Source organism: Tatumella morbirosei (genome assembly GCF_000757425.2).
Taxonomy (GTDB): domain Bacteria; phylum Pseudomonadota; class Gammaproteobacteria; order Enterobacterales; family Enterobacteriaceae; genus Tatumella; species Tatumella morbirosei.
The window spans coordinates 381,001-405,498 of the sequence record NZ_JPKR02000005.1 but is presented as its reverse complement, the minus strand read 5'-3'; the positions used below and the strand labels follow the sequence as shown (position 1 = coordinate 405,498).

24 protein-coding genes are annotated in these 24,498 nt (G+C 52.9%); 12 read left to right on the top strand and 12 right to left on the bottom strand.

Annotated elements, in window-relative coordinates; genetic code table 11:
* On the top strand, positions 1-975 hold the full coding sequence (locus HA49_RS17405; protein WP_046791902.1) for an ABC transporter permease: 975 nt from the start codon (positions 1-3) through the stop codon (positions 973-975).
* Between the two features lie 64 nt (positions 976-1,039).
* On the opposite strand, the gene HA49_RS17400 is transcribed toward HA49_RS17405, so the two are convergent.
* A complete protein-coding gene (locus tag HA49_RS17400) occupies positions 1,040-1,363 on the bottom strand; it encodes an AzlD domain-containing protein (RefSeq protein ID WP_038015555.1) in 324 nt (107 codons plus the stop codon).
* Positions 1,353-2,027: an AzlC family ABC transporter permease gene (locus HA49_RS17395; protein WP_038015554.1), complete on the bottom strand. Its 675-nt coding sequence runs from the start codon at positions 2,025-2,027 to the stop codon at positions 1,353-1,355. Before HA49_RS17395 ends, HA49_RS17400 begins: the two co-directional genes overlap by 11 nt.
* 101 nt (positions 2,028-2,128) lie before the next feature.
* Here HA49_RS17395 and HA49_RS17390 point away from each other — a divergent pair, with 101 nt between their 5' ends.
* Complete coding sequence (locus HA49_RS17390) at positions 2,129-2,680, top strand: helix-turn-helix domain-containing protein (RefSeq protein WP_038015794.1); 552 nt, start codon at positions 2,129-2,131, stop codon at positions 2,678-2,680.
* A gap of 109 nt (positions 2,681-2,789) precedes the next feature.
* On the opposite strand, the gene HA49_RS17385 is transcribed toward HA49_RS17390, so the two are convergent.
* The 4 genes from HA49_RS17385 to HA49_RS17370 are packed head-to-tail and all read right to left on the bottom strand — an operon-like array spanning position 2,790 to position 7,254.
* Positions 2,790-3,116 (bottom strand): DUF190 domain-containing protein, encoded by a 327-nt coding sequence (locus HA49_RS17385; protein ID WP_038015552.1) that lies wholly within the window; start codon positions 3,114-3,116, stop codon positions 2,790-2,792.
* 21 nt (positions 3,117-3,137) lie between these two features.
* Complete coding sequence (locus tag HA49_RS17380; RefSeq protein WP_038015551.1) at positions 3,138-4,175, bottom strand: HlyD family secretion protein; 1,038 nt, start codon at positions 4,173-4,175, stop codon at positions 3,138-3,140.
* Between the two features lie 11 nt (positions 4,176-4,186).
* Positions 4,187-5,791: an MFS transporter gene (locus HA49_RS17375; RefSeq protein ID WP_038015549.1), complete on the bottom strand. Its 1,605-nt coding sequence runs from the start codon at positions 5,789-5,791 to the stop codon at positions 4,187-4,189.
* Positions 5,788-7,254 (bottom strand): efflux transporter outer membrane subunit, encoded by a 1,467-nt coding sequence (locus HA49_RS17370; RefSeq protein WP_046791901.1) that lies wholly within the window; start codon positions 7,252-7,254, stop codon positions 5,788-5,790. The genes HA49_RS17375 and HA49_RS17370 overlap by 4 nt, the downstream gene beginning before the upstream one ends.
* 171 nt (positions 7,255-7,425) lie before the next feature.
* Between HA49_RS17370 and HA49_RS17365 the strand changes: the two genes are divergently transcribed.
* On the top strand, positions 7,426-8,070 hold the full coding sequence (locus HA49_RS17365; RefSeq protein WP_038015547.1) for a TetR/AcrR family transcriptional regulator: 645 nt from the start codon (positions 7,426-7,428) through the stop codon (positions 8,068-8,070).
* Positions 8,071-8,129: 59 nt separating this feature from the next.
* Here HA49_RS17365 and HA49_RS17360 read toward each other — a convergent pair whose 3' ends face one another.
* The gene (locus tag HA49_RS17360; protein ID WP_084706457.1) at positions 8,130-9,269 is read right to left on the bottom strand and encodes an ABC transporter substrate-binding protein; all 1,140 of its coding nucleotides are present in this window, start codon (positions 9,267-9,269) and stop codon (positions 8,130-8,132) included.
* A gap of 418 nt (positions 9,270-9,687) precedes the next feature.
* Between HA49_RS17360 and HA49_RS17355 the strand changes: the two genes are divergently transcribed.
* The 3 genes from HA49_RS17355 to oxlT all read left to right on the top strand — a co-directional run bounded on the left by HA49_RS17355 (position 9,688) and on the right by oxlT (position 13,071).
* Positions 9,688-10,758, top strand: coding sequence for a FecCD family ABC transporter permease (locus HA49_RS17355; RefSeq protein ID WP_038015545.1), 1,071 nt, complete (start codon positions 9,688-9,690; stop codon positions 10,756-10,758).
* Complete coding sequence (locus tag HA49_RS17350; RefSeq protein ID WP_038015544.1) at positions 10,755-11,540, top strand: ABC transporter ATP-binding protein; 786 nt, start codon at positions 10,755-10,757, stop codon at positions 11,538-11,540. Before HA49_RS17355 ends, HA49_RS17350 begins: the two co-directional genes overlap by 4 nt.
* A 259-nt stretch (positions 11,541-11,799) precedes the next feature.
* A complete protein-coding gene (gene oxlT, locus HA49_RS17345) occupies positions 11,800-13,071 on the top strand; it encodes an oxalate/formate MFS antiporter (RefSeq protein ID WP_046791900.1) in 1,272 nt (423 codons plus the stop codon).
* Between the two features lie 48 nt (positions 13,072-13,119).
* On the opposite strand, the gene mmuM is transcribed toward oxlT, so the two are convergent.
* From mmuM to HA49_RS17330, 3 genes are all read right to left on the bottom strand, one after another.
* On the bottom strand, positions 13,120-14,064 hold the full coding sequence (mmuM, locus tag HA49_RS17340) for a homocysteine S-methyltransferase (RefSeq protein WP_038015542.1): 945 nt from the start codon (positions 14,062-14,064) through the stop codon (positions 13,120-13,122).
* A complete protein-coding gene (gene mmuP, locus HA49_RS17335) occupies positions 14,051-15,469 on the bottom strand; it encodes an S-methylmethionine permease (RefSeq protein ID WP_046791936.1) in 1,419 nt (472 codons plus the stop codon). Before mmuP ends, mmuM begins: the two co-directional genes overlap by 14 nt.
* Before the next feature lie 122 nt (positions 15,470-15,591).
* Positions 15,592-16,491 carry a LysR family transcriptional regulator gene (locus tag HA49_RS17330; RefSeq protein ID WP_038015538.1) on the bottom strand — a complete coding sequence of 300 codons (900 nt, stop codon included), beginning with the start codon at positions 16,489-16,491 and terminating at the stop codon, positions 15,592-15,594.
* Positions 16,492-16,702: 211 nt separating this feature from the next.
* Between HA49_RS17330 and HA49_RS17325 the strand changes: the two genes are divergently transcribed.
* The 4 genes from HA49_RS17325 to HA49_RS17310 all read left to right on the top strand — a co-directional run bounded on the left by HA49_RS17325 (position 16,703) and on the right by HA49_RS17310 (position 20,286).
* Positions 16,703-18,193: a UbiD family decarboxylase gene (locus tag HA49_RS17325; RefSeq protein WP_038015536.1), complete on the top strand. Its 1,491-nt coding sequence runs from the start codon at positions 16,703-16,705 to the stop codon at positions 18,191-18,193.
* Positions 18,194-18,214: 21 nt separating this feature from the next.
* Positions 18,215-18,835 carry a UbiX family flavin prenyltransferase gene (locus tag HA49_RS17320; RefSeq protein WP_038015535.1) on the top strand — a complete coding sequence of 207 codons (621 nt, stop codon included), beginning with the start codon at positions 18,215-18,217 and terminating at the stop codon, positions 18,833-18,835.
* A complete protein-coding gene (locus HA49_RS17315) occupies positions 18,832-19,551 on the top strand; it encodes a DUF554 domain-containing protein (protein ID WP_038015533.1) in 720 nt (239 codons plus the stop codon). Before HA49_RS17320 ends, HA49_RS17315 begins: the two co-directional genes overlap by 4 nt.
* Positions 19,552-19,815: 264 nt before the next feature.
* Positions 19,816-20,286, top strand: a complete 471-nt coding sequence (locus HA49_RS17310) for a YehS family protein (protein WP_038015532.1) — start codon at positions 19,816-19,818, stop codon at positions 20,284-20,286.
* 47 nt (positions 20,287-20,333) lie between these two features.
* On the opposite strand, the gene HA49_RS17305 is transcribed toward HA49_RS17310, so the two are convergent.
* Complete coding sequence (locus HA49_RS17305; RefSeq protein WP_038015530.1) at positions 20,334-21,590, bottom strand: D-mannose isomerase; 1,257 nt, start codon at positions 21,588-21,590, stop codon at positions 20,334-20,336.
* Between the two features lie 116 nt (positions 21,591-21,706).
* Positions 21,707-22,582, bottom strand: coding sequence for an SDR family oxidoreductase (locus HA49_RS17300; protein ID WP_038015528.1), 876 nt, complete (start codon positions 22,580-22,582; stop codon positions 21,707-21,709).
* Between the two features lie 357 nt (positions 22,583-22,939).
* On the opposite strand from HA49_RS17300, the gene HA49_RS17295 reads away from it, so the two are divergent.
* Positions 22,940-23,758, top strand: a complete 819-nt coding sequence (locus HA49_RS17295) for an AraC family transcriptional regulator (protein WP_038015526.1) — start codon at positions 22,940-22,942, stop codon at positions 23,756-23,758.
* Between the two features lie 49 nt (positions 23,759-23,807).
* The gene (locus HA49_RS17290; RefSeq protein ID WP_038015524.1) at positions 23,808-24,455 is read left to right on the top strand and encodes a LysE family translocator; all 648 of its coding nucleotides are present in this window, start codon (positions 23,808-23,810) and stop codon (positions 24,453-24,455) included.
* Positions 24,456-24,498: the final 43 nt, after the last annotated feature.

The following is a 24,498-nucleotide window of genomic DNA, read 5'->3' as shown; positions in this document are numbered from 1 at the left end:
ATGGAACAGGTTAAAACATCGCAACCGACAGCAACCTCATCCGGTAAAGTTGTCACTTTTTTACTGAATAACTCAACACTGATCGTCTTTATTCTGATGCTGGTGGTTGCCGGCTTCCTGTCTGATAAATTCTACAGTGGCGATAATATTACCAACGTACTACGACAGAGTGTACCTCTCGGACTGGCTGCGTTAGGCATGCTATTTGTTATCCTGACCGGAGGTATTGATCTGTCGGTCGGGTCAGTGATGGCATTTATTTCCGTACTGGTTGCGATTCTGATCCCGGAGATTGGTCTCTGGCCGGCAGTGTTCGCGAGTCTGTTTGCAGCGGCTATTATCGGGGCCGGAGCGGGTACGCTGGTTACACTGTTTAATATCGCGCCTTTTATTGCCACCCTGGCGATGATGACCATCGCCCGCGGGTTGGCCCTGATCATCGCCAAGGGACAGCCGGTGTTTATCGACGATATGACACTGGTGGATTTCGGTACCGGTTACCTGTTCGGGATCCCGCTGCCGGTTTATATTCTGCTGCTGTTCGCTGTCGTGGCTTATCTGGTTTACAAATACACGGTGTTTGGCCGGCTGGTGATCTCCATTGGCTCAAATGAAACAGCAACCCGCTTTGCGGGTATCCGGGTGGGTTGGTATAAGTTTGCTGTTTATGCGGTCAGTGGTTTTGCCTGCGGACTGGCGGGATTGATGGCCTCGACCCGTACCGGAGTAGGATCTCCGGTGTTATCGGTCGGTTTTGAACTGGATGTTATCGCCGCGGTAGTCGTCGGTGGTGCCAGTCTGGCGGGCGGGCGGGGGAATGTCCTGAATACCATCATTGGTGTGATGATCCTGAGTATTATTTCTAACCTGATGAACCTGATGAATATTTCCGGATATAACCAGCAAGTGGTGAAAGGTGTCATTATTATCGCCGCCGTAATGCTGGAGGGGCTGAAATCCAGACTACGTCACTAACAGACGCTGCCGTCATGCCGCGGCGGCGGATGGCAGTGGCGGCATGACGGCTATCCATGAGGGGTTATTGTAATCCGCAGTACCGTAAGACGGCAGTGACTGCTGCGGAGGCGACAATGACTACAATCAGCGGTAGTTTACGCAACGTCAGTAACACGGCAACGCCGACTCCGCACAGCCGCGCAAATCCGGCAAAGTGGTCGTCCTGGTAAAAGGTCGCAATTAACGCCACAGCCAGTAACAGGGTTGTGGCGGCGTCTGACAGACGTTGCTGCCATTCATCCGGCAGTGCTATCCGGTGACCCAGTCGGCTGCTGACAAAACGCATCAGAAAGGTGCCTGCTGCCAGCAGAGCAATACCGGTGATTAACAGTGGATTACTGGTCATGTTTTTTCCCCCTGAGTGTGACTCCGGCCAGTGACAGGAGTACCGGTAAGCCGACCGGCAACCACGGCACTGTCAGTAGTGCCAGTAACGCTCCCGCCCCGGCACGGTGGCGGGTATTTCTTTTCTTCAGAGCCGGAATCACCAGGGCAAGCATAATCGCCGGGAAAACGGCATCGAGCCCAATCACCCCAGGGTCTGGCAGATGGCGACCAATCAGTAATCCGGCTAATACGCCCCCGGGCCAGCAGATGGCAATACCCAGACCACACAGCCAGAATGCGGCCCGCTGCTGCACCCTGTCGGGTTGTGACAGCCCAAACATGACACTTTCATCATTCATAATATGGCTGCCGACAATACTACGTCGGCCACGCCCTACCAGATCGCGCACGGCTATTCCAAACGGGATGTGCCGGGCATTAACCAGTAACCCGGCGGCAGCGGCGGCCAGTGGGCTTCCCCCGCCGGCGACCATGCCGATAAAGATAAATTCTGAAGCTCCGGCCATCACCAACAGGGACAACGCTAACGGGACCCAGAGTGGAAAACCCAGGCTACCGGCCAGTGAGCCATAAGAGAGAGCGACAATGCCATCCGCCAAAGAGACCAGTAAGATAGCTTTGATCACATCCGGAGGGAGAGCGGAATAGTGTGGTTTATCCATAGTAAGTCCGTTAAAATGAACGCTGGTACGATATAATGAACACCTGTGCGGTGTTTTACAAGAAGAACATTTCGTTCGTTATGGCGAACGTTCGGGGAATTATGAATCCGCCTATCTCGGTTATCGCCCGTAGTCTGTCCCGGGAACGGCAACGTTCAGGGCTTTCTCTGGCTGAAGTGGCACGTCGTGCCGGTATTGCCAAGTCCACCCTGTCACAGCTGGAGTCCGGTAGCGGAAACCCGAGCCTGGAAACCCTCTGGTCGCTGTGTATGGCTTTGGATATGCCGTTTGCCAGATTACTGGAAGAGGAACAGAGCACGGTGCGTCTGTTACGCAAGGGAGAAGGTTTGGCGGTAAATTCAGGCCAGGCAAACTATCAGGCGATTTTGCTGGCTAACTGCCCGCCGGGGGCGCGTCGTGATGTTTATTCGTTGTATGTCCAGCCAGGCAGTGATCGTCTGTCTGAGCCTCATCTGCCCGGTTCAGTCGAGCATATTATTTTAGTCCGTGGACGGGCGCTGGTGGGGCTGGCAGATAGTCCGGTCGAGCTGAATCCGGGGGATTATCTGTGTTACCCGGGCGATTTACGGCATATTTTCAGGGCGCTGGAGCCAGATACTGAAGCTTTGCTGATTGCAGAACATCGAGGTTAATGCAGTGGCCACTCCCCGGCGGGGGAATGGCCGTGCGCAGATTAACTGCCGGGCATGATAACGCCGTTAGTTAATAGTGTCTTGCGGGTCGTCTCTGAGTTCAAAGGAATCAACGGCTGCTGTCACCACTGACACCAAATGAGACCGCGGTTTTGGTATAGAACACCTCAATTTTCTCGGCCGCCAGCAAGGCAAACAACTGATCAGCCTGAGGTTCAGTCACCACCAGGATCACCTGGACGGGTTGAGCAGAGACATCAAACAGAGTGATACAGTGATCGAGTCCGTCATGACCAAACCCTTCAATGCCGCCGGTCAGAGTCGCGCCGCGAAGCCCCATCTGGCGGGCTGTTGCCATTAGCCATTGGGCCACAGTCTGCTGTTTATGTACCCGTTCCTGCTGGGTGAAAAAGGTAATCTGGTAACCTGTTTGCATCGCCGGCTCCTGAGTCAAAGATTAAGGGTTATCGGTATGGATAGTCGGTTCTGCTGACATACCCACTTTCAGACGATCGAGGTTTTTCTGTCCGGCATCAGGAACGATACGTACCGTGATACGTTGCACTATTTTGGTAAAATTTCCTGTAGCATTATGTGCCGGGAGCGGAGAAAAACTCACGTTACTGGCTGGCGACAAACTTTCGACCTTACCGGTAAAGGTGATTCCCGGCAGGGCGTCCACATGGAAGGTGACCGATTGTCCGGGACGAACATTCGCCAGTTGGGTTTCGCGGTAGTTGGCATTGATATACAGGCGATTTAACGGAACCAGCGTTAGCTGCTGTTCGCCGGTATGGGCATAACTGCCGGTACGCACCACTCGCTGTGCGACAATCCCGTCCTCAGGTGCTTTCACCTGGCAATAAGAGAGGTTAAGCAGAGCATCGGCATGAGCGACGTTCGCCTGCTGTAAATCAGCGGCAGCTTTTTCCTGGTCGGCACGCAACACCTGAGTCTGATCTTTAATAGCCTGTAACGCAGCGTTGTTTTTCATTAACGTGGCACGGGCAGTTTTCCAGGTCGCCTCAGCGGCTTGTTGAGCCTGACGGGTGCCTGAGCCGTCACGGGCCAGGTTACTAAAGCGCTGACGGTTCTCTGCGGCTAACTGTAAATCGGCCTGGCTGGCATCGATAGTTGCCTGTGCCTGTTGCTGCTCACTTCCCTGGCGTTCGATCTGTGCTTTTAATGAATCCAGCGTAGCCTGAGCACTGCGAATTCCGGCATCGGCCCGTTGCAGCGCAATCTGATAGTCACGAGAGTCCAGCGTAAATAACAGTTGTCCGGCGCTCACCGACTGGTTGTCTCTGACCATCACCTGACTGATGACCCCGGAAATCCGTGGGGAAATCGAGGTGAGATCTGCCTGAATGTAGGCATCATCGGTGGTTTGTGATGACGCGTCAGATTCCGGCCGGTTCATCAGCCAGAGGGCGACAATGACCACCAGTACGGCAACTACGATGGCGGTGATTTTAAAACGTGATGATTTACTCATAGCGGGTTGTATTATCCATTACTGGCTGTCGTTGACGGAGAAGCTGGCGCTGGCGCAGCCGGCGGTGTACTGGCCGGCAAACGCGGGGCCGGAATATATTTCAGGCATAGCACCGCCGGGATTAACAGCAGGGTGACAAAGGTAAAGAGGTAATAAATGTCGGCGGTGGACAGCAATGCGGACTGCTGACTGACCCATTCAGCTACCTGTCCGGTACTGACTGAAGAGGAGGCTTCCGGCCAGCGACCGCCGAGGTTGTTTAACAGCATTTCACTGTGAAAACTGCCGCGCAGGTAACTGATTTGTTCAATCAGCGCCGCGCCAAACACGGTGCCGGCGGCACGCAGTGTGTTGATTATCCCCGAGACATACGGACCTTCCATCGGTTGTACGACACTGGTGGCCAGAAACAGCAGGGATATGATGGACAGCGGCTGACCAATCATCTGCAACAGCACTGAGGTGGTAAACTGAGCAGTCATCCACTGGTCGGTGATTCGGGTGTTCAGCCAGCAGGAGAGGGCTATACACAATAATCCGAGGGCAAAGGTTTTACGCGCATCGACCCACGGCTGATACAGCAGCAAGGCGACCAGTGGACCAATCACTAACTGTGGTACACCGACCATCAGCCCCATAACCGCGACCTGAGGCAGACGGAATCCCTGAATATCTTCGAGGATGGTGGCCGGCAGAACGACTGCCGTGCTCATGATCACCAGCAGGCAGATAAACAGAATAAAGCCGAGCCACAAATTACGGCGTTCCAGTAGCTGCAGGCGGATGAAGGGGGTAGGGTGAAACCATTCACTGATAATAAAAATGCTGCAGAATACTGCGGCGCAGAGAAAAGCCGCACAGATGACCGGTGAGTTGAACCAGTCAAGGCGCACCCCCTGATCCAAGCCAATCGCCAGCAAACTAAGGCCCGGAATTCCGAAAGCCATTCCAAACCAGTTACCCTGCTTAATACGCGCCAGCGCCGGTGGCATCACCGGAATCCCCCAGGCGACCAGAATAAAGGCCAGGAGACCTGGCGGGAGCATTATCCAGTAAATCCAGTGCCAGTCAGATAGCTTATCTACCGCCAGTGAGGCCAGCCATAAGGCGATGTTGGGTGCAAAAGTGGCGGTCATGGCATATAACGCCAGTCCGTGCAGGCGGATTGACAGGGGTAAAAAGCGCAGTGCTGACATCATTAGCAGCGGAATCAGGGCTCCGGCAGTGAACCCCTGAATGGCACGGACAATAATCATCACCGACAGGGCGTGTAAAAACGGCAGTACTGCAGCCAGTGCCAGGGTAGTCCCCAACATCCACAGATGAAAACGGCGCAGCGAGAAGGTAATCGCGCACCAGGTCGCAAATGGCATCACCGCAAGCTCTCCCGCCGCATAGGCGGTATTCAGCCATGATGCGCCGTCGTGGCTGAACCCCAGGGCGCCACTGATATCAGCCAGTGCCAGACCGGGTAGCCGGTCACTGAGGCCCGCCAGCATAGCGGCCAGCAGTACTCCCAGTAGTCCGCAGGCCAGTCGCAGGCTAAACGCGGGAGGCGAAGCAGGCGCTGCCCCCGGCGTACTACCAGGTGCAGGGAGGGTGGCGGGCTGACTCATGACGGATGCCTCTGCTGGCTCAGGCCAGCCTGCCATCCTCCGCCGAGTGAGCGATATAAGGCAACCAGTGCCAGTTCTCCGGCAGCGGCACAATGGGTGACGGCCAGCTGGCTTTGCAACAGACCACGGCGAGCAATCAACACATCACTAAATTCGCCGGCACCCTGTTGCCAGGAACGTTCAGCCACCTGTAAAGCAATCCGGTTCTGTTGTTCGGCAGCCACCAGGCGCGGATATTGCAGTTGCTGACTATTCCATTCATCCAGGGCGTTAATCACCTCATGCCAGGCCTGTAATACCGTTTTATGGTAGTTGAGCGCCGCTGCTTTCTGGCTGGCTTTGCTCAGAGCCAGCTGACTCTTCAGACGTCCCCCCTGGAAAATGGGCAGATAGAGTGTCGGGCCCAGTCCATAGAAGCGGTTATGGGGTTCACCCAGTCCGGAGAAGCTGTATGACTGGAATCCTGCTTCGGCGTTCAGACCAATGCGCGGATAGAAATCGGCTTTCGCGGCCTGGGTATCGGCAATTGCTGCCCGCAGTTGTGCTTCAGCCTGCAGTATATCTGGTCGGCGTTGTGCCAGCTCAGAAGGTATACCGGCAGGAATATTGGCCGGCATTGCAGGCAGTGGGGCGCTACTGAGCTGATTATCCAACTGATGCGGTGGCTGACCCGCGAGCAGGGCCAGCGCATTCATTAACAGATTTTTTTGCTGTTGCAGAGCAATCAGTTCTGCGTCAATTTGCTGGTCATCGGCACTGGCTGATGCCTGTTCATTCATTGTCGCCACACCGTTGCGTTGACGGCTTTCAGCAATCTTCAGCATATCTTCGGCAATCTTCTGATTTTCCTGAAGAACCTTTTGCCGTGCATCGAGTTCACGCAGCAAAATATACTGGCGGGCAACATCACTGCTGACAGAGACCTGAACCATGTCTTTGCCATACTGGCTGGCCATCACATTTTCGGCGGCGGCATTACGCAGTTGTCGCAGATGGCCCCATAAATCGACTTCCCAGCTGGCCTGCATCCCGTATTGCCACAGCTCATAACTGCTGTCCGGTGCACCTAATCTGGCGTAGGGGGAGTCAGCACTCAGTGCTGAACGGGTTTCACTGCCATTCACCGAGACCTGCGGGTACAGTGCAGAAGCCGCCATACCAGCCATTGCGGCACTTTGTTCCACATGGGTGGCGGCCAGTTGTATGTCCGGATTATTTTGCCCGGCATTCTGCTCCAGTCTGTTCAGCAACGGATCATTAAATACCGACCACCATTGGTCGGGAACATCGGCAGTCGTCATTGCCGGCAGCTGTGAAGCCAAAGCTTTCCAGTACTGACTGCTTTGTGCTCCGACCGTGCTCTCATCCGGCACTTTTCCGGCAGGCGACAGGCAACCAGACAACAGCAGGCAAACAGCCAGAGAGAGTTGTGCCGGAAAACGGCAAAAACGAAGACTACTCATAAAATAGACTGACCTTTGATAACCAGGGGGGATAATTAGCTGTACTAATCGGTACAGTTAATGGCATATTCCTAAAGTTGTCAAGTTATGTGGTGCTATAAGATGGTGTTATAATGCGGTTTGTACAGAGATGTTAAAGATGTACCGGTGAGTACCGGTCAGGGAGAGAATATGCAGGATCAAGTCGTGACAGCGAAACCGCTGACAGAGAAACAACTGACAGTATTGCAGGCTGCTTCAGACGTGTTTCTTGAACATGGTTTTAGTGCCGCCACCACCGATATGATTCAGCAACGGGCGGGGGTATCGAAGGCCACCGTCTATGCGTTTTGTACCAGTAAAGAAGCACTGTTCAGTGCGGTTATTGAGCATCAGTGTGCCAAAATGACTCAGGCGGTACGCAATATTTTGCCGACCAGTGGTGACCTGGAAGGGACTCTGAAAAAACTGGGTCTTGCTTATCTGGGGATTATCTTTTCGCCGAAAGGACTGGCGCTGTACCGGGTCGTGATGGGGGAATGTCAGCGTTTTCCGGCACTGGGACATATTTTCTGGCAAAGCGGACCGGCGACTATCGTTAAAATGGTCGAAGAACATTTGCAGAATGCGGTTCAGGCCGGGGATATTGCATTGCAGCGCACAGGGACTCATCTGGCAGCTCGCCAGTTTGTCAGCCTGTTGCGGGGAGAATCCTATAATGAATATCTGACGCATCCGGCGGCGATTCCGACAGACGGACAGGTTGAACGCTGGGTAGAGCAGGCAGTCGATACCTTTCTGCGGGCATTCCGTTGTTCTGAAAAACCCACGGTGTGAGAGGGGGCTGGTCACTGATAGCAGGCAGTTCCCGGCGGGCCCCACCTGCTGTGGATGACTTATTTTGCCGGGCGGTAACTCAGATTATCTGGTTCATCGGGCAGTTTAGTGAAATGGGTCACGATGTAGTGATAATCGGCAGTCGCATCCAGGTTTGGCAACTGTTTTGGGTAGAACCAGTGAGCCAGAGTTTCAACGCCAATAATATTCCACGGATGGTTGTAGAAGTGGTGATACAAGCCACCGACATGGCCTTCCGATACGGCAGGGATATTGGCTACCGCAGTGCGTTGCAGCAACTTATCAAAACTGGCTTTGATATCTGAAACTTTGGTGTTGTAGCCAAACGGCAGTACCGGATTGCCGGGGGCACCACGTTTTGAGCCGGTCATCAGATACCAGTCCGGGCGCATAGCAATAATTTTCTCCGGGTTAATAAATCCGCTGGAACCCGTCAGCAATTCTGTACCGATATTTATCCCACCGGCTGCCGCCACCAGTCCTCCCCAGCCATTACCGGCGTGAGTAAAGCAACAGTTGTCGGAGTTACCGGCAATCGGCTCAATAAACACCAGCGGTTTTTTCTGTTGATGATCAACAACATCATTAATCTGTTTTAGTCGGGAAAGGTAGAAATCGGTGTACTCTTTGGCATTCTGCTCTTTGTTCAGGACTTTCCCTAACAGGGTAATACTTGGCACCGTATCCTGAATCGGATGCAGCTCGTAATCGAGAAACAGTACGGGGATATGCAGTTCGCGAAAGCGTTTCAGGACCCCGGTCTGTTCCAGCGCGGGTTTCGCACGCAACTGAGCAATCAGCAGGTCAGGGTGGCTGGCAATCACCGTTTCAGGATCGACATTGCCCTGGTCCGACTGCCCCATATCAGGAATAGCCGCTGCCTGTGGCCAGGTTTTACGCAGTAATGCCCACTCCTGGCTGTCCTGTTTTTTTATCAGGTTGTTCCAGGTAACCACCCGGGCAAATGGATTATCGCGGTCCAGCAGGGCCAGTGCCATAATATCACGCCCGTCCTGCAGGATAATTCGCTGAGGTTCACGGTTAATCACGACGGTCTGATTATCCATATCTTTCACCGTGAGCGGATAAGTGGTCGCCAGGGCCGCCAGAGGGGATAAACACAAAGCGGCTGCAATATAGCGCACCACTCCCTGAATACGTTGTTTAGCGTGCTTCATGAGGATTCCTGAATAGTTTATGGGCCATGGACTCGAATTTGTCACAGTTAAGTAAAACTGTATCTAAACAATAATGAGAATTGAAATCATATACAATCAATCTTCAGAAAAGTAGCCGGAAACAATGGCATCTGTTACGACTGGTAAATATCCGGAAGCGAATATTGCCGTCTGGCGGATTTACAGTTAGAGAAGGGGATGACTTATAAATTCTTACCGCTGTTTAGGCAGTGTAAATTGTTTAACGTTGAATTCGGATATTTTCAGGGTATCATTCGTAATGATTATTATTCTATTTTGTCGACGGATAAGCATTATCTTCTGAGTGTGCTGTTTTCACCTTTCCGCAGAAGAAGATCACCTGCCAGTGCCTTTGACAAACAATGCTCTCAGTTTTCAGAACGCGGAAGTATCATTAATGAGTACTGTTACAGAGTCGGTTGCCAGCCAGAATGAAAGCGTTGGGGCTGAATATCGAAAAATTATTCGTAAGCGCGTGTTACTGCTTCTGGCGCTGATTATCGCAATTTGCTGTAGTGTCATCCTCGATTTTACTATCGGTCCTGCCCGACTTAACCTGACCACCTTACTGACTGCGCTGGTTGAACCCTCAGCGGTTGATGATGCGACACGGGTGATTGTCTGGGATATTCGCCTGCCTTTTACCCTGATGGCGGTGGTTATTGGTTTTGCCCTTGGATTATCTGGCAGTGAAATGCAGACCATCCTGAATAATCCGTTAGCCAGCCCGTTTACGCTTGGGGTCTCTTCGGCGGCGTCATTCGGCGCTGCGCTGGCGTTGGTACTGGGTATTGGTATTCCCTGGATACCGGGTCAGTGGCTGGTGACCGGCAATGCCTTTATCTTTGCCATGCTGACCGCCTTTATTCTGAATCTGGTCAGCCGGCGGACAGCTGCAACCCGGACTACGGTAGTGTTGTTTGGGATTGCACTGGTGTTTACCTTCAATGCCCTGGTCGCCATGATGCAGTTTATTGCCAGTGAAGATACATTACAGTCACTGGTCTTCTGGACGATGGGCAGTCTGGGCCGTGCTTCCTGGCCGAAACTGGGGATAATGGCGGCTGCCATTGTTATTTTGCTGCCGTGGGCAATGCGAAGTTCCTGGCAACTGACCGCATTACGTTTAGGGGAAGACCGCGCAGCCAGCTTCGGGATTGATGTGGCACGGCTGCGGATGACTTCGTTGTTGCGTATCAGCCTGGCATCCGCACTGGCGGTGGCCTTTGTCGGGCCGATTGGTTTTATCGGGCTGGTGGCACCCCATATCGCAAGGCAACTGGTCGGTGAAGATCACCGGTTCTATCTGCCGGCCAGTGGTCTGATTGGTGCTCTGGTACTGTCATTGGCTTCTGTGGTGTCGAAAAATATCGAACCAGGAGTCATCATTCCTATTGGTATCATTACTTCGCTGGTCGGAGTGCCGTTCTTTATCGTGATTATTCTGCGTCACCGGGGGAATTTATGACCGATTCCCTGAATATACGGCAGCTAACCACCGGTTACCGCCGTCGTCCGGTGATTAACAATATGACCCTGGAACAGATCCCCCGAGGGAAAGTGACGGTACTGCTGGGGCCGAATGGTTGCGGCAAATCCACGTTATTACGTGCTCTGGCCGGGCTAAACCGGGCACAGGGTGAGATCTGGCTGGATGACCAGAATCTTAATCAGATGACATTGGCAGACCGTGGCGACAAAGTGGTTTATCTTCCGCAAAGCCTGCCTTCCGGAGTCCATCTGCAGGTACTGGAGTCCATTCTGGTGGCGGCACGGGCGACCGGTCAGCACGGTGCTGCTTTTACGCCTGAGCGGATCATGCAGCTACTGGAAGAGGTAGGTATTGGGTCGCTGGCGCTAAGATATATGGATGAATTATCGGGCGGACAAAAGCAAATGGTCGGACTGGCTCAGTCGCTGGTGCGTAACCCTTCATTACTTTTACTCGACGAACCTCTCAGCGCGCTGGATTTAAACTATCAGTATCACGTGATGAGCCTGGTGTCCCGTGAAACCCGGGTCCGGGATATGGTCACGGTGGTGGTATTGCACGATATTAATATCGCTCTGCGCCACAGTGATCACGTGGTGATGATGAAAGCCGGACGTATTGTGGCCAGCGGCGCACCTTCCGACGTGATCACCCCGCAGAGCCTGGCTGAAGTCTATGGAGTCCGCGGGCGCATCGAATTGTGCTCTCAGGGTGTCCCTCAGGTCCATATTGACGGACTGGTCAGCGGCGGTATCTGATCCCTCTGGCCGGAACGGGCAGTCGATGTCAGCCTGTTCCGGCCATTTCCCTTGTCCCCGACGGTTTTGCGACTTATCGGCTGCACCAGAGCTCAGCTCCCTTTGCACCAGACCTTGCCTTCCTTTGCACCCGAACAGTCAGGATTTTTCGCGCCTGGTGACAACCCCCCCCGGTAAGCGGTTTTACCTACTGTGACGGCTGGCACATAAATTGCTTTCTCCTGACGATTAAAAATTAAAATACCCCAGGGGGATGAGTATGAGCCTTTATGCGTCTGAAATAGCCGGGAGAGACGGCGTGGCAGCCAGTGAAAAATGGAAACAACTGGCATTTGGTCTGATCTGCATGGCATCAATTTCCAGCCCACAGTATGTCTGGACCCTGTTAACTAAACCCATGATGGAACAGTTTTCGGTCGGGTTGCCGGAACTACAGGTCACTTTTTCGTTGCTGATTATCCTGCAAACCTTTTTCTCTCCGTTTCAGGGCAAGCTGGTGGACTATTTCGGTGCCAAAAAGCTGATTGCTATCGGTACCCTGTTGTCCGGTTTCAGTTGGGTGTTAACTGCCCAGGTACACAGTATCGCCATGTTGTATCTGGTGTATGGCGGTATCGGTGGACTGGGCACCGGTATTGTCTACGTCGGTGTAGTCGGGCTGGTCGTGCGCTGGTTTCCGGAAAAACGGGGCTTTGCCGCCGGGATGGTCGCTGCGGGTTATGGTATGGGGGCGATTGTCACTACTTTCCCTGTGTCTCTGACTCTGGAGAGGCATGGCCTGAACATGACTCTGACCGCATTTGGTCTGCTGTTTGCTGTAATTGGGGTGCTGGCCAGCCAGGGCCTGAAGCAGGCTCCGGTCTCAGTCGCCAGTGAGGTGGTGAGTGGGGGTTCTGTACGGCAGAAGCAGTTTACCGCCAGTGAGATGCTGCGCCAGCCGCTGTTCTGGCTGATGTTTTTTATGATGACCTTTATGTCAACCTCCGGACTGATGGTCACCTCGCAAATGGCGACCTTTGCCCGTGATTTTGGTGTCAGCCATATCGTGATTGCCGGTATGGCCGCATTGCCACTGGCCCTGACCATTGACCGTTTTACCAACGGTCTGACACGGCCTCTGTTTGGTTTTATTTCGGATAAACTCGGCCGTGAACAGACCATGTTTATTGCCTTTGCGCTGGAGGCTGTGGCGATGACGCTATGGCTGATGTGCCGACATGATGCGGTATTATTTGTCCTGTTATCCGGGGTGGTTTTTCTTGGCTGGGGCGAAATCTTTTCATTATTCCCGGCAACCCTGACCGATACTTTTGGATCACAGCATGCCACCACCAACTATGGCTGCCTGTACATCTCTCAGGGCGTCGGTTCGGTGATAGGCGGTCCACTGGCGGCGATGCTGTATCAGCATACCCAAAGCTGGATGCCGGTATTCAGCAGCGCAATTACGCTGGATGTTGTGACCGCAGTTCTGGCATTGCTGGTGCTGAAACCGGTACGTCAGCGTTTTCTTAAACGCCATCAGCGGTAACCGGAGCCCCGGTGTCAGGCCAGAAGCCTGTCACCGGGGCGAATACCCTTATCTGTCCTGATGTTGTAATTGCTTCAGGGCAGCGATATCTGCCGGGGTCGTCCGGCAACAACCTCCTATCAGCCTGGCTCCTGCTGCCAGCCAGTCAGGTAAATACTCCGCCAGACTGGCGCAACCTTCTCCTGCAGAATGCCAGTGTTTACTCACCGCATCGTATTGCTCACCAGAGTTAGGGTAAACGACCAGTGGCAGAGGTGTCAGTGTCTGCAGATATCTCAGGGCGGCGGTGGTATCGGCCAGGGCGATACAGTTAATCCCGACGGCGACTATCTGCGGATAACATTCGATAAACGCAATCACCTCGCTGAGCGGTGTGCCGTCACTCAGATGCTGTGCATCGCGCAGGGTAAACGAGAACCAGGCCCTGGCCCGCGGAAATTCAGTCAGCAGTTCAGCCAGGGCCTGAATTTCTTCAAAAGAGGGCAGAGTTTCACAGGCCAGCAGGTCAGCACCCGCTTCCAGCAAGGCAGCGAGCCTGGGGCGGTGAAATTCCTGATATTGCAGCGCTGTGCAGTGATAATCCCCGCGATATTCAGAACCGTCAGCCAGGAAAGCCCCATAAGGTCCGACCGAACCCGCAATCAGTAACGGGCCGGCCTCCGGATATTCCGATAAATAACGGTGGCGGGCATCCGCGGCGAGGGTGACGCTGAGACGAATCAATGCCTGAGCTTCAGCCGCGGAGATGCCACGGGCGGCGAACCCTGGCAGGCTGGCCTGATAGCTGGCGGTGATGGTGCACTGTGCTCCGGCCCTAAAATAGTCATAATGAACCTGACTTATCAGCTCAGGATTTTCGCTCAGCAGTTTTGCTGACCACAGGCTGTCGGTCAGGTCGCAACCACGGTTTTCCAGCTCGGTCGCCATCGCACCGTCCAGCAGCAGAAACGACTGATGTTTACCGGATAAGGGTAACGGATTATTTCGTGGCATACTGTTTCTCCTGCGCTGATGGGGTCCCGCGATTTTTCAGTCGGCGGGTAATAAAGTAAGCCAGATAGCATACCGCGACAAACGGAATACCACACCATAAGGCGATGCGCTGATCCGGGTCGAAAGCCAGCCCGGCACAGGCGATCAGGCATAAAATAAAGCCCAGTACCGGCACCAGCGGATAGCAGGGGGCGCGGTAGAGCAATTCGGTTGCAGATTTCCCCTGCTGTAAATGGCGGCGACGAAACACAAAATGCGAAGCACAGATACTCAGCCAGACGGCGACGACCGCAAAACCTGAAATTGCGGACAGGGCGACAAACACCGTGTCCGGGGCAATCACGCTGGAGGCCAGGGCCAGAATTCCCCCCAGCATACTGACGGACAGGGCGGTCAGCGGAACCCCCCGCGCTGTCAGCCGCGTGAAGCAATTGGGCAGGGTATTCTGATTTGCCAGTGACCAGAGCATTCTGCCTGAAGCGTACAATCCTGAGTTGGCGGCCGACAAAATGGCTGTCAGAATCACCAGGTTAAAAAAACCGGCCGCATAAGGGATACCGACTTTTTCAAACACCAGTACAAACGGGCTTTTCTCGACACCTGCCTGTTGCATCGGGATCAGTGCCGCCAGAATGAACACGGTACCCACAAAGAAAATAATCAACCGGACCACGGTCGTACGGATAGCGATCGGAATAACTTTATGCGGATTTTCGGTTTCACCGGCGGCAATCCCAATCAGCTCTGTGCCGGAAAAAGCGAAATTAACCGCCACCATGGTCATCAGAATCGGCAGTCCGCCATGGGGGAACCAACCCTGTGAGGTAATATTATGCAGGCCGGGGGCAGGACTACCGTCGTGCATTGGCAGAACCCCTGTCATTGCTGCGGCACCCAGCACCAGAAACAGGACGATAGTGAAGACTTTAACCAGTGAAAACCAGAATTCGCCTTCGGCGAAGAAGCGGGTGGAGACAATATTCAGCCCGAAAATTAGTACACAGAACACCAGACACCAGATCCAGACCGGGACTTGTGGAAACCAAAATTGCATACAGAAACCGGCGGCAGTAAAGCTTGAGCCCAGTGCCACCGTCCAGGTCAGCCAGTAGAGCCAGGCCACGGTGTAGCCGGTGGCAGGGCCAAGGTAACGGCTGGCATAGACATGGAATGCGCCGGTTTCCGGCATGGCAACAGACAGTTCTCCCAGGCATTGCATCACCAGCCAGACAACCAGTGCGCCGATCAGATAGGCCAGCAATGTCCCGGCCGCCCCGGTAGAAGAAATAATGTAACCGGTATTAAAGAATAATCCGGTGCCGATGACCCCGCCCAGTGACAACATCACCAGATGACGGGATTTCATAGTGCGCTTCAGTGGCGCGTTTGTGGTATCCACCTGCATATAACCTTCTATACGTACAGACATCCAAATCGGGTGCGACGATGGTTATACCGGCAATAATCACAAAATGCAAAATCCTGTTGGCTGGATTTTCCCGGAGGAAAGTGCGAAAAGCCTGTTGATCAGTAATGGTTTTTCCCGGTGACCTCTTTCACAAACATAATGAAGTCCTTCAGTGCATGATGATAGCGACGGCGCTGCCAGGCCAGCGTCAGGGTAGTGGTGGCCTGCTTATCTTTCAGTTCACAGTAGCCTACCCCCGGAATCAGAATCGAGCGCTGTGTTTCCGGTACAATAGCCACACCCATTCCCATGGATACCAACCCGCAGGCCACCGAAACATCGCGGGTCTGCATGACCTGTCTTGGGGTGATTCCGGCACGACGACAGGCTTCAATCACGGTCCAGCCCAGACCAATCCCCGGAGGGTCCTGTTGAATCAGAAAAGTTTCATCCGCCAGTTCATCCAGCGTGAGGCAGGGTTGTTTCAGCCGTGGATGGCCCGCCGGTAACACAGCAATCATTGATCGGGTCACTACATCCAGGTAATCAAGTTCCGGAATTCTGGGCACCGGTGAGCGAATTAATGCCGCATCAAGTTGATCATTCAGCAGACGTAATATCTGACCGTCAACGCTATGTTCTTCAATTGTGATACTCATCGTCGGCTGATGCTGCCGGTAACTGTTAATTAACATTGATAGTGCTGGATCGAGAATCGAACTGCCGACATAACCGAGTGTTAAATGTCCTTTGAGCCCCTGTTTCAGAATACGGACATGATCGCGGAATTGAGAGAAGTGACTCAGCGCCAGACTGGCTTGCGGCAGTAATTGCTGACCTTCATAGGTAAGTTCCACATTTCGCCGGTCGCGTTTAAACAGATGCAGTCCGGTTTCCTGTTCCAGCGCCTTAATATGCTGACTCAGGGCGGGCTGAGCGATGTTAAGTCGCCCTGCCGCCCGGCCAAAATGAAGTTCTTCAGACAGGACCACAAATGCATGTAAATGCCGGTATTCCATGCCGCTCTCCGGGGAGTTTCTGATAACGATTACTTATTAAAAATACGGTTATTGTGATTAGACAATAATCACCAAAATTCAGACACTGGATGGGAAATAAATCGACGCAGGTCAGTAGGTACTGATCAAAATCCTGAGGGATGATAATGACATGCCTGAGATTTTTTGCCGTTGATTTCCTACCGATGACATCAGTCTGAGAGGTTTTACCATGACAGATAACCAGAAAAAAGTAACGGACTTACGAAGTGCGATTGAAGTCTTAAGTCAGTATGACGACGAACTGATTTATACCGATGAGCCGGTCGATCCTATCGCCGAATTATCCGGGGTTTATCGTTATGTCGGAGCACACGGTACCGTCCAGCGTCCTACCCGTGTCGGTCCGGCGATGATCTTCAACAAAATTAAAGGTTACAATGATATGCGGGTCCTGATTGGCCTGTTGTCATCACGTAAACGCGTAGCCCGCCTGTTCGGTACTGAACCAGAAAAACTGGCATTTATGCTGAAGGATGCTGTGGCGACTCCAATCGCCCCTGTGGTCATCCCAAATTCACAGGCAAAATGCCAGCAAGTGGTTCACCGGGCTACCGACCCTGACTTCGATATCCTGAAAATTTTGCCAGCACCGACCAATACTCCGGAAGATGCCGGTCCGTATTTCACTCTGGGTATGTGCTATGCCGCTGACCCTGAGACCGGTGAGCACGATGTCACCATTCACCGCCTGTGTGTGCAAAGCAAAGATGAAATCTCCATGTACTTTGCTCCGGGCCGCCACCTGGATGTGTTCCGTAAAAAAGCCGAAGCTGCCGGTAAAGCGTTACCTATCACCATCAGTATCGGTGTTGATCCGGCTATCGAAATCGGTGCCTGCTTTGAGCCACCCACAACTCCACTGGGCTTTGACGAATTGTCGATTGCCGGAGCACTGCGTCAACAGGCGGTAGAGCTGACCGAAGCGGTTTCTGTTAAAGGTGCCTTCGGGATTGCGAATGCTGAAGTGGTCATCGAAGGGGAAATCCTGCCTGGTGTGACCGTGCGTGAAGACCAGAATTCAAACACCGGCAAAGCGATGCCTGAATTCCCGGGCTACACCGGCCCGGCGAATGCAGCATTACCCGTAATTAAAGTGAAAGCCATTACCCACCGTAAACATCCGATTCTGCAAACCTGTATCGGCCCAAGCGATGAACACACCAACCTGGCCGGTATCCCGACTGAAGCCAGTATTTTGCAGTTAGTTGAGCGCGCCTTACCCGGATTTGTTCAGGAAGTTCACTGTCCGTCACCAGGTACCGGTAAATTCCTGGCGGTTCTGAAAGTGAAAAAAACCATCCCTTCCGACGAAGGCAGACAGCGGCAGGCAGCCTTACTGGCATTCTCCGCCTTTATCGAACTGAAACATGTGATTCTGGTGGATGATGACGTCGATATCTACGACATGAATGACGTGATGTGGGCGATGACCACCCGCTACCAGGGCGATGTCAGCACTATTTTTATTCCTGGCGTACGCTGCCATCCGTTAGATCCGTCTAACGATCCGGAATTCAGCCACTCTGTCCGTGGTCATGGTATCGCCTGTAAAACAATCTTCGACTGTACCGTACCTTTTGATATGAAAGACCGGTTCCAGCGCAGTGCATTCCTTGAAGTGGATGTGAATCGTTTTATCCCGGGTTTCAGCGCTAAATAATCACGGACTGAGGAGAAGAAAATGTCAGGGTTTGCTCAACAGACAACGGCAAAAAGAAGGGTGATTGTCGGTATCAGTGGTGCTTCCGGTTTCTCATACGGGGTACAGATACTGCATTATTTGAGACAAGCCGGAGTGGAAAGCCATGTGGTGATTTCTCCTTCAGCGCACCTTAACCGCGAGCAGGAAACGACTCTCAGTGAGGAGGATGTGCTGGCGCTGGCTGATGTGGTCTACCCCTTCCGCGCTGTGGGCTCAGCGATTGCCAGCGGTTCATTCCGGACCGATGGCATGATTGTTGCCCCTTGTTCGATGCATACCCTGGCAGCCATTGCGACAGGCATGACCGAAAATTTACTCACCAGGGCCGCTGATGTGATTCTTAAAGAGCGCCGGAGACTGGTTTTGATGGCGAGAGAAACGCCATTACATTTAGGGCATTTACGCAATATGCAGCAGGTCACAGAGATGGGAGGAATCATTTTTCCACCGGTGCCTGCACTTTATGCTCGTCCTCAAAGCGTAGAAGAAATCATTGCTCATAGTGCTGCCCGTTCTCTGGGATTACTGGGTGTGGACTGTGCCGATTTACCGCGTTGGGGAGAGTCGATAGCAGCAATAAACGGGAGTAATAATAAATGATAATCGGACCCTTTATTAACGGTTCTGCGGTATTAGTCGGTGGTATTGTGGGTGCGGTATTAAGTACCCGGTTACCGGAACGCATTCGTACCAGTATGCCGCAGATTTTTGGTGCCGCCTCGATGTGTATGGGGGTGGTACTGGTGGTTAAGCTGTCACATATGCCGGTGATGGTGTTATCCGTCATCCTGGGCTCATTACTGGGTGAACTGGTTTATCTGGAAAAAGGTATTGGTAAGCTGGGCGCAAAAGCCAAAGGGTTAGTTGAAATATTATTTGCTCCCAAAGGCAGTGATCAACAGTCTCAGGAAGCGTTTCTGCAAAGTTATGTGGCGATCATCGTGCTGTTTTGTGCCAGCGGCACCGGCATATTTGGTTCAATGCATGAGGGGATGACCGGGGATTCCAGTGTGTTAATTGCGAAATCATTCCTGGATCTGTTCACGTCGGCAATTTTTGCCACTTCTTTAGGTTTTGCGGTAGCCATTGTGGCAGTTCCACAGCTGATTATTCAGTTACTTCTCGCTTATGGTGCGATATATATTCTGCCATTGACTACGCCCAATATGCAGGCGGATTTTTCGGCGGTAGGTGGTGTATTAATGTTTGCGACAGGGTTTAGGATTTGTGGAATTAAACATTTTCCGGTGGCGAATATGTTGCCAGCCCTGGTTTTGGCTATGCCAATATCCTCGGCCTGGACGCATTTTTTCTAAAATATCGGGCGGCGCTGCCGTATGAAAAAGTGACCCGTTCTATCGAGCTATTGGCCGATAAGGTTATGCCCGCGGTCAATAAAGCCCTCGGCGAGTCAGCCTGACGGCGGGGCAACTTCCCCGACAACCTCTGCGGTGGCCCGGGTTTATTTCGCTATTTTTTCAACTAACAGGCGACCCGGCCTGGCAGACTTGTATAATGCCCGCCAGATGAACATAAACAGCTTGCGGCCTATGGCCTGAGCGCGGCAGGAACTTACCACTATGATGCACAATGATGTTTTACGCAGTGTTCGATATATGCTTGATCTGCGTGATGAAAAAATGCTGGAGATTTTGATCTCCGGCGGCGCTGAAGTCAGCCTGCAGGAAATGCATGCTTATCTGCTTAAGGAAGAAGATGCCGGTTATCAGGTTTGTAATGATAAAGTGATGGCGCATTTTCTTAATGGACTGATTTTCTACCGGCGTGGACGTGACCCGCGTTTTCCTGCTCCGGAAGTTGAAAAGCGGGTGACGAATAACGTGATGCTGAAGAAACTGCGGGTAGCCTTTGAGCTGAAAACCGAAGATTTACAGCAAATCCTGAAATCGGTTGATTTCGCGATGTCAGAAAACGAACTCAGTGCGTTCTTCCGTAAAGAAGGCCATAAAAATTACCGCGAATGTGGCGACCAGGTATTGCGCTATGTCCTGAAAGGGCTGGCGGAACGGGTTCGCAAAGCAAAAAAATAACGCTGACCTGGCTGCTCTGTCACCGCCGCCGGGTCAGTTTCACTGCGTTATATCCTGTCTAACCCGGCTTTGACAGCGGTACCGAGAGTGGGAGCCAATGGCAGACGGCTGTTAAGGGTCAGTTGCCAGGCATGGTACAGGTCTGGTTTACCTGACCAAACCACCGACGAAGGCTGGTTGTTGGCATCCAGTTCATGCCACCAGCTGCCGTGTCGGGTATCAATAAGATAGTTGGCGATATAGTCCCATAATGTCCGGTACCACTTTTCATAGGTCATATCACCGGTGCGTTTCAGCAAACTGGCCGCTGTACAACAGCTTTCAGCCACCGTCCAGTGCAGACGATTCTGTGTCACCGGTTTTTTCTGCCAGTCATGTGTATAAATCATTCCGGAGGCCCCATCGGCATGCCATCCGTAAGTTATCCCGGCCTCAAACAGCCCCTTTGCATCCTCCAACAGCCATTCTGGTGTGGTTTCCTGGTGTTGCAGTAATGCGGCTTCAAGGTGTAACAACAACCGGGACCATTCACAGGCATGGCCCGGAGTCACCCCGTAAGGCCTGAAATCGTCGGTAGGTTTGTCCTTGTTATACTCATGCCATTCCTGCCATTGTGCGGTAAAGTGCTCGGCCAGCAGATAGTGGTTAGCCCGGGCATGTTGATGAATGATTTTAGTCACAATCGACAGGGCACGCTGGCGCCAGCGACTGTCACCGGTAACATCCGCGAGCTGAACAAACATTTCGGTCGCGTGCATATTACTGTTACCGCCCCGATAATCTTCCGGATCCTGCCACTGACGGTTAAAACTTTCCTGCAGGCAACCTTCTTCCTCCGACCAGAAGTGGTTGTCGATGACCGATGTTGCCTGTTCCAGCAACTGGCTGGCACCCTTTGTCCCTGCCAGTGACGCACTAAGCGCGGCAAGGGTCACAAAAACGTGCAGGTAAGCCTGCTTCCGTCCGTCCGGAGTCTGCTCTGGTTTACCTTCCAGCCAGCCACCATACTCTGAATCACGCAGGGGCCCCAGCAGAGCCTCCACGCCCCATTGGGCCAGGGCGCCGGCACCAGGCTCTCCCTGCAGGCTGGCGATAGCGAAACAGTGTGTCATTCGGGCGGTCAGCATGGTGTCCGGCTGGCTGTCGGAAGGTAGCTCGCCGTGAATGTCCAGTGCGGCAAAACCAGCGTCAGGGTGCTTTGAACGCCGGTAAAATGACATCAGTCTGCGGCTCTCTTTTTCGAGCCAGTCATGGTGATAAGGTTTGCTTAGCCAGCTGTCAGTCAGATGAGTAAATAGCATCATTCCCTCTGTTAATCAGTGGTATCGGGCATTATGTCTGAGGGCACGCTCTGGCAGGCGCCTCTCAGACACCGGTCGTGGGTGCGCTATGCCAGCCCCACGAAAACGAGAATCTACGGTTAACCGCCAACCATGGTTCCGCCATTCGGATGCAGAACCTGGCCACTGATAAACGATGAATCCTGGCTGGCAAGAAACACATACACAGGACCCAGCTCCGAAGGCTGACCGGCTCGTCCCATTGGGGTTTCGTGCCCAAAATTCTCCAGCCATTCGGGATTATAGTGACCCAGCGTGGCGGGTTGCAGCGGAGTCCAGACCGGACCCGGGGCCACGGCGTTAATCCGGATCCCCTTACTGACAATCTGATTCGATAAGGCGCGGGTGAAGCTGACAATGGCACCTTTGGTGGCCGTATAGTCCAGCAGGAACTCGGGGCCAATATAGGCATTGACTGAGGTGGTATTAATAATGCTGTCGTTTTCTTTCAGGTGAGGTATCGCGGCTTTGGTCAGAAAAAACATGGAGTGAATATTCACATCAAACGTATTCATCCACTGCTCATCACTCAGGGTAGTAATATCTTCATTCGGATACTGGGTACCTGCGTTATTCACCAGAATATTCAGCTGACCAAATTCACTGACCACACTGGCAATTAACTGCCGGCAGTTTTCGGCACTGCGCAGATCTACCGGATAAACCACACATTTACGACCTTCCTGCTCAGCCAGTTGCCGGGCCACTTTGGCATCCCTGGCTTCATCTTCACTGTCTGGCAGGCAGGTGAGAGCAATATCAGCCCCTTCACGCGCAAAATGCTGGACGACAGACCGACCGATACCACTGTCACCGCCGGTAATCAGTGCAACTTTTCCTGCCAGCTTACCACTTCCCCTGTAGTCCTCACGAATAAACAAGGCTTCGGGTTGGAGTTTTGCATCACTGCCTGGCAGTGTTTGCGACTGTGCATGAATTGTTGTCTTCTGAACCATATTTCCTCCGTTTGAGTTTATCAGCCGGGTCCGGCCTCTGTCTGAACAACCTCTTAAGCAACAGAGGCCAGTCTGACCCGATGGTCACAATCTTCAGAATAATTTAAGTATAGAATCGTGGGCCGATTTGTCTAATCGGTGGATGGGTTGATCCGACCGGATTGGTGCTCTCATGGGAGATTTAATGGGGAAAAATACGGATGAAATGATGACTTATTTTAATCATTATCCGACGGTGGCTGGCGACGGGAAACCTTGCGGGTAAGCGTATCCGGGGGCAGCAAGCGATGATTTAGCGATGAAAATTTCTTAATACGCTCATATACTGACGGTCTGTTCAAGGATTCAGGCAGGGTTATGAGTAAGGTAAAGGCTATCAGTCAGCAGTTTCGCCGCAGGGGAGATGCCCCCTGGTTTGAATTACGCTCCACGGCCCGCAGCACTCAGGCTTACAGAAGCCATTATCATCCGCAGTTATCGGTCGGTGCCGTTACCGACGGGCAAACCTGCTGCGAGCTGAACGGCCAGTGGTGGGTTCTGCAACCCGGCGATTTGATTGTGATACCGCCCGGCACAATGCACAGCTGTAACCCGTTGGAAAGCCAGCCTCGCAGTTATCATATGTTGTACCTGGACAGTGTCTGGTGTCGCCAGCAGATGAGGGTGACGCATAATAAGCCGTTGCTAAGTAGTGAGCTACCGGTTATCCGTGATCCGCAATTATTCAGGCGTTATTTGCAGATTGTTGAGCACTCAGCCACAGTTTCTGCCAGCCAGCTTATCCGCCAGGTGACAGAGTTCTTAGTCGATTTACCCGGATTGTGCTGGCAGTCTGATGCCGCGTTATCAGAGACCAGTATACGTTTGCAACAACAGCTCCGGGCAAATTTGCAAGCCCCCCCGGGGTTGGATTTACTGGCAACGCAGTTTTCGCAACGTAAAGAGACGCTGATTCGTACCTTCCGGCGTGATACCGGTATGACCCCTGGCAGTTATCTGACCCAGGCGAGGCTGGAGCTGGCAAAAGCCGCGTTGCGGGAAGGGGAGACGATTGCCGGGGTGAGTTATCTCAGCGGGTTTGCTGACCAAAGCCATTTTCACAAGATGTTTGTCAGTTATATGGCCGCCACTCCGGGACAATATGTGAAAGAGCGATCAATATCTGACAATACCTGATCCTGCCTGCTGCATAGCATGACCGCTGTATTTATTTGCAGAGGTTATCATGTCACTGTTACATCTCCTGTTTCCTGAGCATTTCTGGTTACTGGCATTGGCACACTTTGTGGCATTGCTCAGCCCCGGCCCCGATTTTTTCCTGCTCAGTAGTTATGCTCTCCGCTACCGGGTGCGCGGCAGTGCCGGGGTTTGCTGCGGAATTGCGGCCGGTAACGGCGGATATATTGTATTAGCGATTGCCGGCTGGAGTGGGCTGAGCCACACCCCATGGCTGTATAGCCTGACAGAACTGGCCGGTGCCGGATATCTGTTGTGGGCAGGCTGGCAATTATCCCGAAGTCAACCAGATAGTCGTCTGCCAAAAACTGTGACCGGGCAGTGTCCCTCATTTTCCCGCCAGTTTTTTAGTGGCCTGGCTTCTTCCGCGCTGAATCCCAAAAATGCATTGTTCTACCTGGCACTACTGACCAGCGTGACTGGTCCGGATATCACGCTGCTGCAACAAATCAGTTGCGGGGTATGGATGGTGATGGTCGTGCTGCTTTGGGATTTAGGTGTGGCGGGTTTACTCGGGCTGAAGGGCATCAGGCAACGATTATCCGGGATTCTCTGGCGACTGGAACGGCTGGCAGGCGGCATACTAATTCTGTTTGCGGTGATTATTCTGTGGCGCTGGGCGGGGTTTTCACTGTGAACCACAAACTGGTCTGCTGCAGGCGGAAGGATGTCCCGATTTG

Excerpts from the sequence above, each read along its gene's own strand:
- HA49_RS17295 (WP_038015526.1), top strand. The coding sequence starts at position 22,940 with ATGAGTAAGGTAAAGGCTATCAGTCAGCAGTTTCGCCGCAGGGGAGAT.
- HA49_RS17350 (WP_038015544.1), top strand. The coding sequence starts at position 10,755 with ATGACCGATTCCCTGAATATACGGCAGCTAACCACCGGTTACCGCCGT.
- HA49_RS17365 (WP_038015547.1), top strand. The coding sequence starts at position 7,426 with ATGCAGGATCAAGTCGTGACAGCGAAACCGCTGACAGAGAAACAACTG.
- HA49_RS17315 (WP_038015533.1), top strand. The coding sequence starts at position 18,832 with ATGATAATCGGACCCTTTATTAACGGTTCTGCGGTATTAGTCGGTGGT.
- HA49_RS17395 (WP_038015554.1), bottom strand. The coding sequence starts at position 2,027 with ATGGATAAACCACACTATTCCGCTCTCCCTCCGGATGTGATCAAAGCT.
- HA49_RS17355 (WP_038015545.1), top strand. The coding sequence starts at position 9,688 with ATGAGTACTGTTACAGAGTCGGTTGCCAGCCAGAATGAAAGCGTTGGG.
- HA49_RS17360 (WP_084706457.1), bottom strand. The coding sequence starts at position 9,269 with ATGAAGCACGCTAAACAACGTATTCAGGGAGTGGTGCGCTATATTGCA.
- oxlT (WP_046791900.1), top strand. The coding sequence starts at position 11,800 with ATGAGCCTTTATGCGTCTGAAATAGCCGGGAGAGACGGCGTGGCAGCC.
- HA49_RS17290 (WP_038015524.1), top strand. The coding sequence starts at position 23,808 with ATGTCACTGTTACATCTCCTGTTTCCTGAGCATTTCTGGTTACTGGCA.
- HA49_RS17375 (WP_038015549.1), bottom strand. The coding sequence starts at position 5,791 with ATGAGTCAGCCCGCCACCCTCCCTGCACCTGGTAGTACGCCGGGGGCA.
- HA49_RS17405 (WP_046791902.1), top strand. The coding sequence starts at position 1 with ATGGAACAGGTTAAAACATCGCAACCGACAGCAACCTCATCCGGTAAA.
- HA49_RS17370 (WP_046791901.1), bottom strand. The coding sequence starts at position 7,254 with ATGAGTAGTCTTCGTTTTTGCCGTTTTCCGGCACAACTCTCTCTGGCT.
- HA49_RS17390 (WP_038015794.1), top strand. The coding sequence starts at position 2,129 with ATGAATCCGCCTATCTCGGTTATCGCCCGTAGTCTGTCCCGGGAACGG.
- HA49_RS17305 (WP_038015530.1), bottom strand. The coding sequence starts at position 21,590 with ATGATGCTATTTACTCATCTGACTGACAGCTGGCTAAGCAAACCTTAT.
- mmuP (WP_046791936.1), bottom strand. The coding sequence starts at position 15,469 with ATGCAGGTGGATACCACAAACGCGCCACTGAAGCGCACTATGAAATCC.
- mmuM (WP_038015542.1), bottom strand. The coding sequence starts at position 14,064 with ATGCCACGAAATAATCCGTTACCCTTATCCGGTAAACATCAGTCGTTT.
- HA49_RS17320 (WP_038015535.1), top strand. The coding sequence starts at position 18,215 with ATGTCAGGGTTTGCTCAACAGACAACGGCAAAAAGAAGGGTGATTGTC.
- HA49_RS17380 (WP_038015551.1), bottom strand. The coding sequence starts at position 4,175 with ATGAGTAAATCATCACGTTTTAAAATCACCGCCATCGTAGTTGCCGTA.
- HA49_RS17330 (WP_038015538.1), bottom strand. The coding sequence starts at position 16,491 with ATGGAATACCGGCATTTACATGCATTTGTGGTCCTGTCTGAAGAACTT.
- HA49_RS17310 (WP_038015532.1), top strand. The coding sequence starts at position 19,816 with ATGATGCACAATGATGTTTTACGCAGTGTTCGATATATGCTTGATCTG.
- HA49_RS17400 (WP_038015555.1), bottom strand. The coding sequence starts at position 1,363 with ATGACCAGTAATCCACTGTTAATCACCGGTATTGCTCTGCTGGCAGCA.
- HA49_RS17325 (WP_038015536.1), top strand. The coding sequence starts at position 16,703 with ATGACAGATAACCAGAAAAAAGTAACGGACTTACGAAGTGCGATTGAA.
- HA49_RS17385 (WP_038015552.1), bottom strand. The coding sequence starts at position 3,116 with ATGCAAACAGGTTACCAGATTACCTTTTTCACCCAGCAGGAACGGGTA.
- HA49_RS17300 (WP_038015528.1), bottom strand. The coding sequence starts at position 22,582 with ATGGTTCAGAAGACAACAATTCATGCACAGTCGCAAACACTGCCAGGC.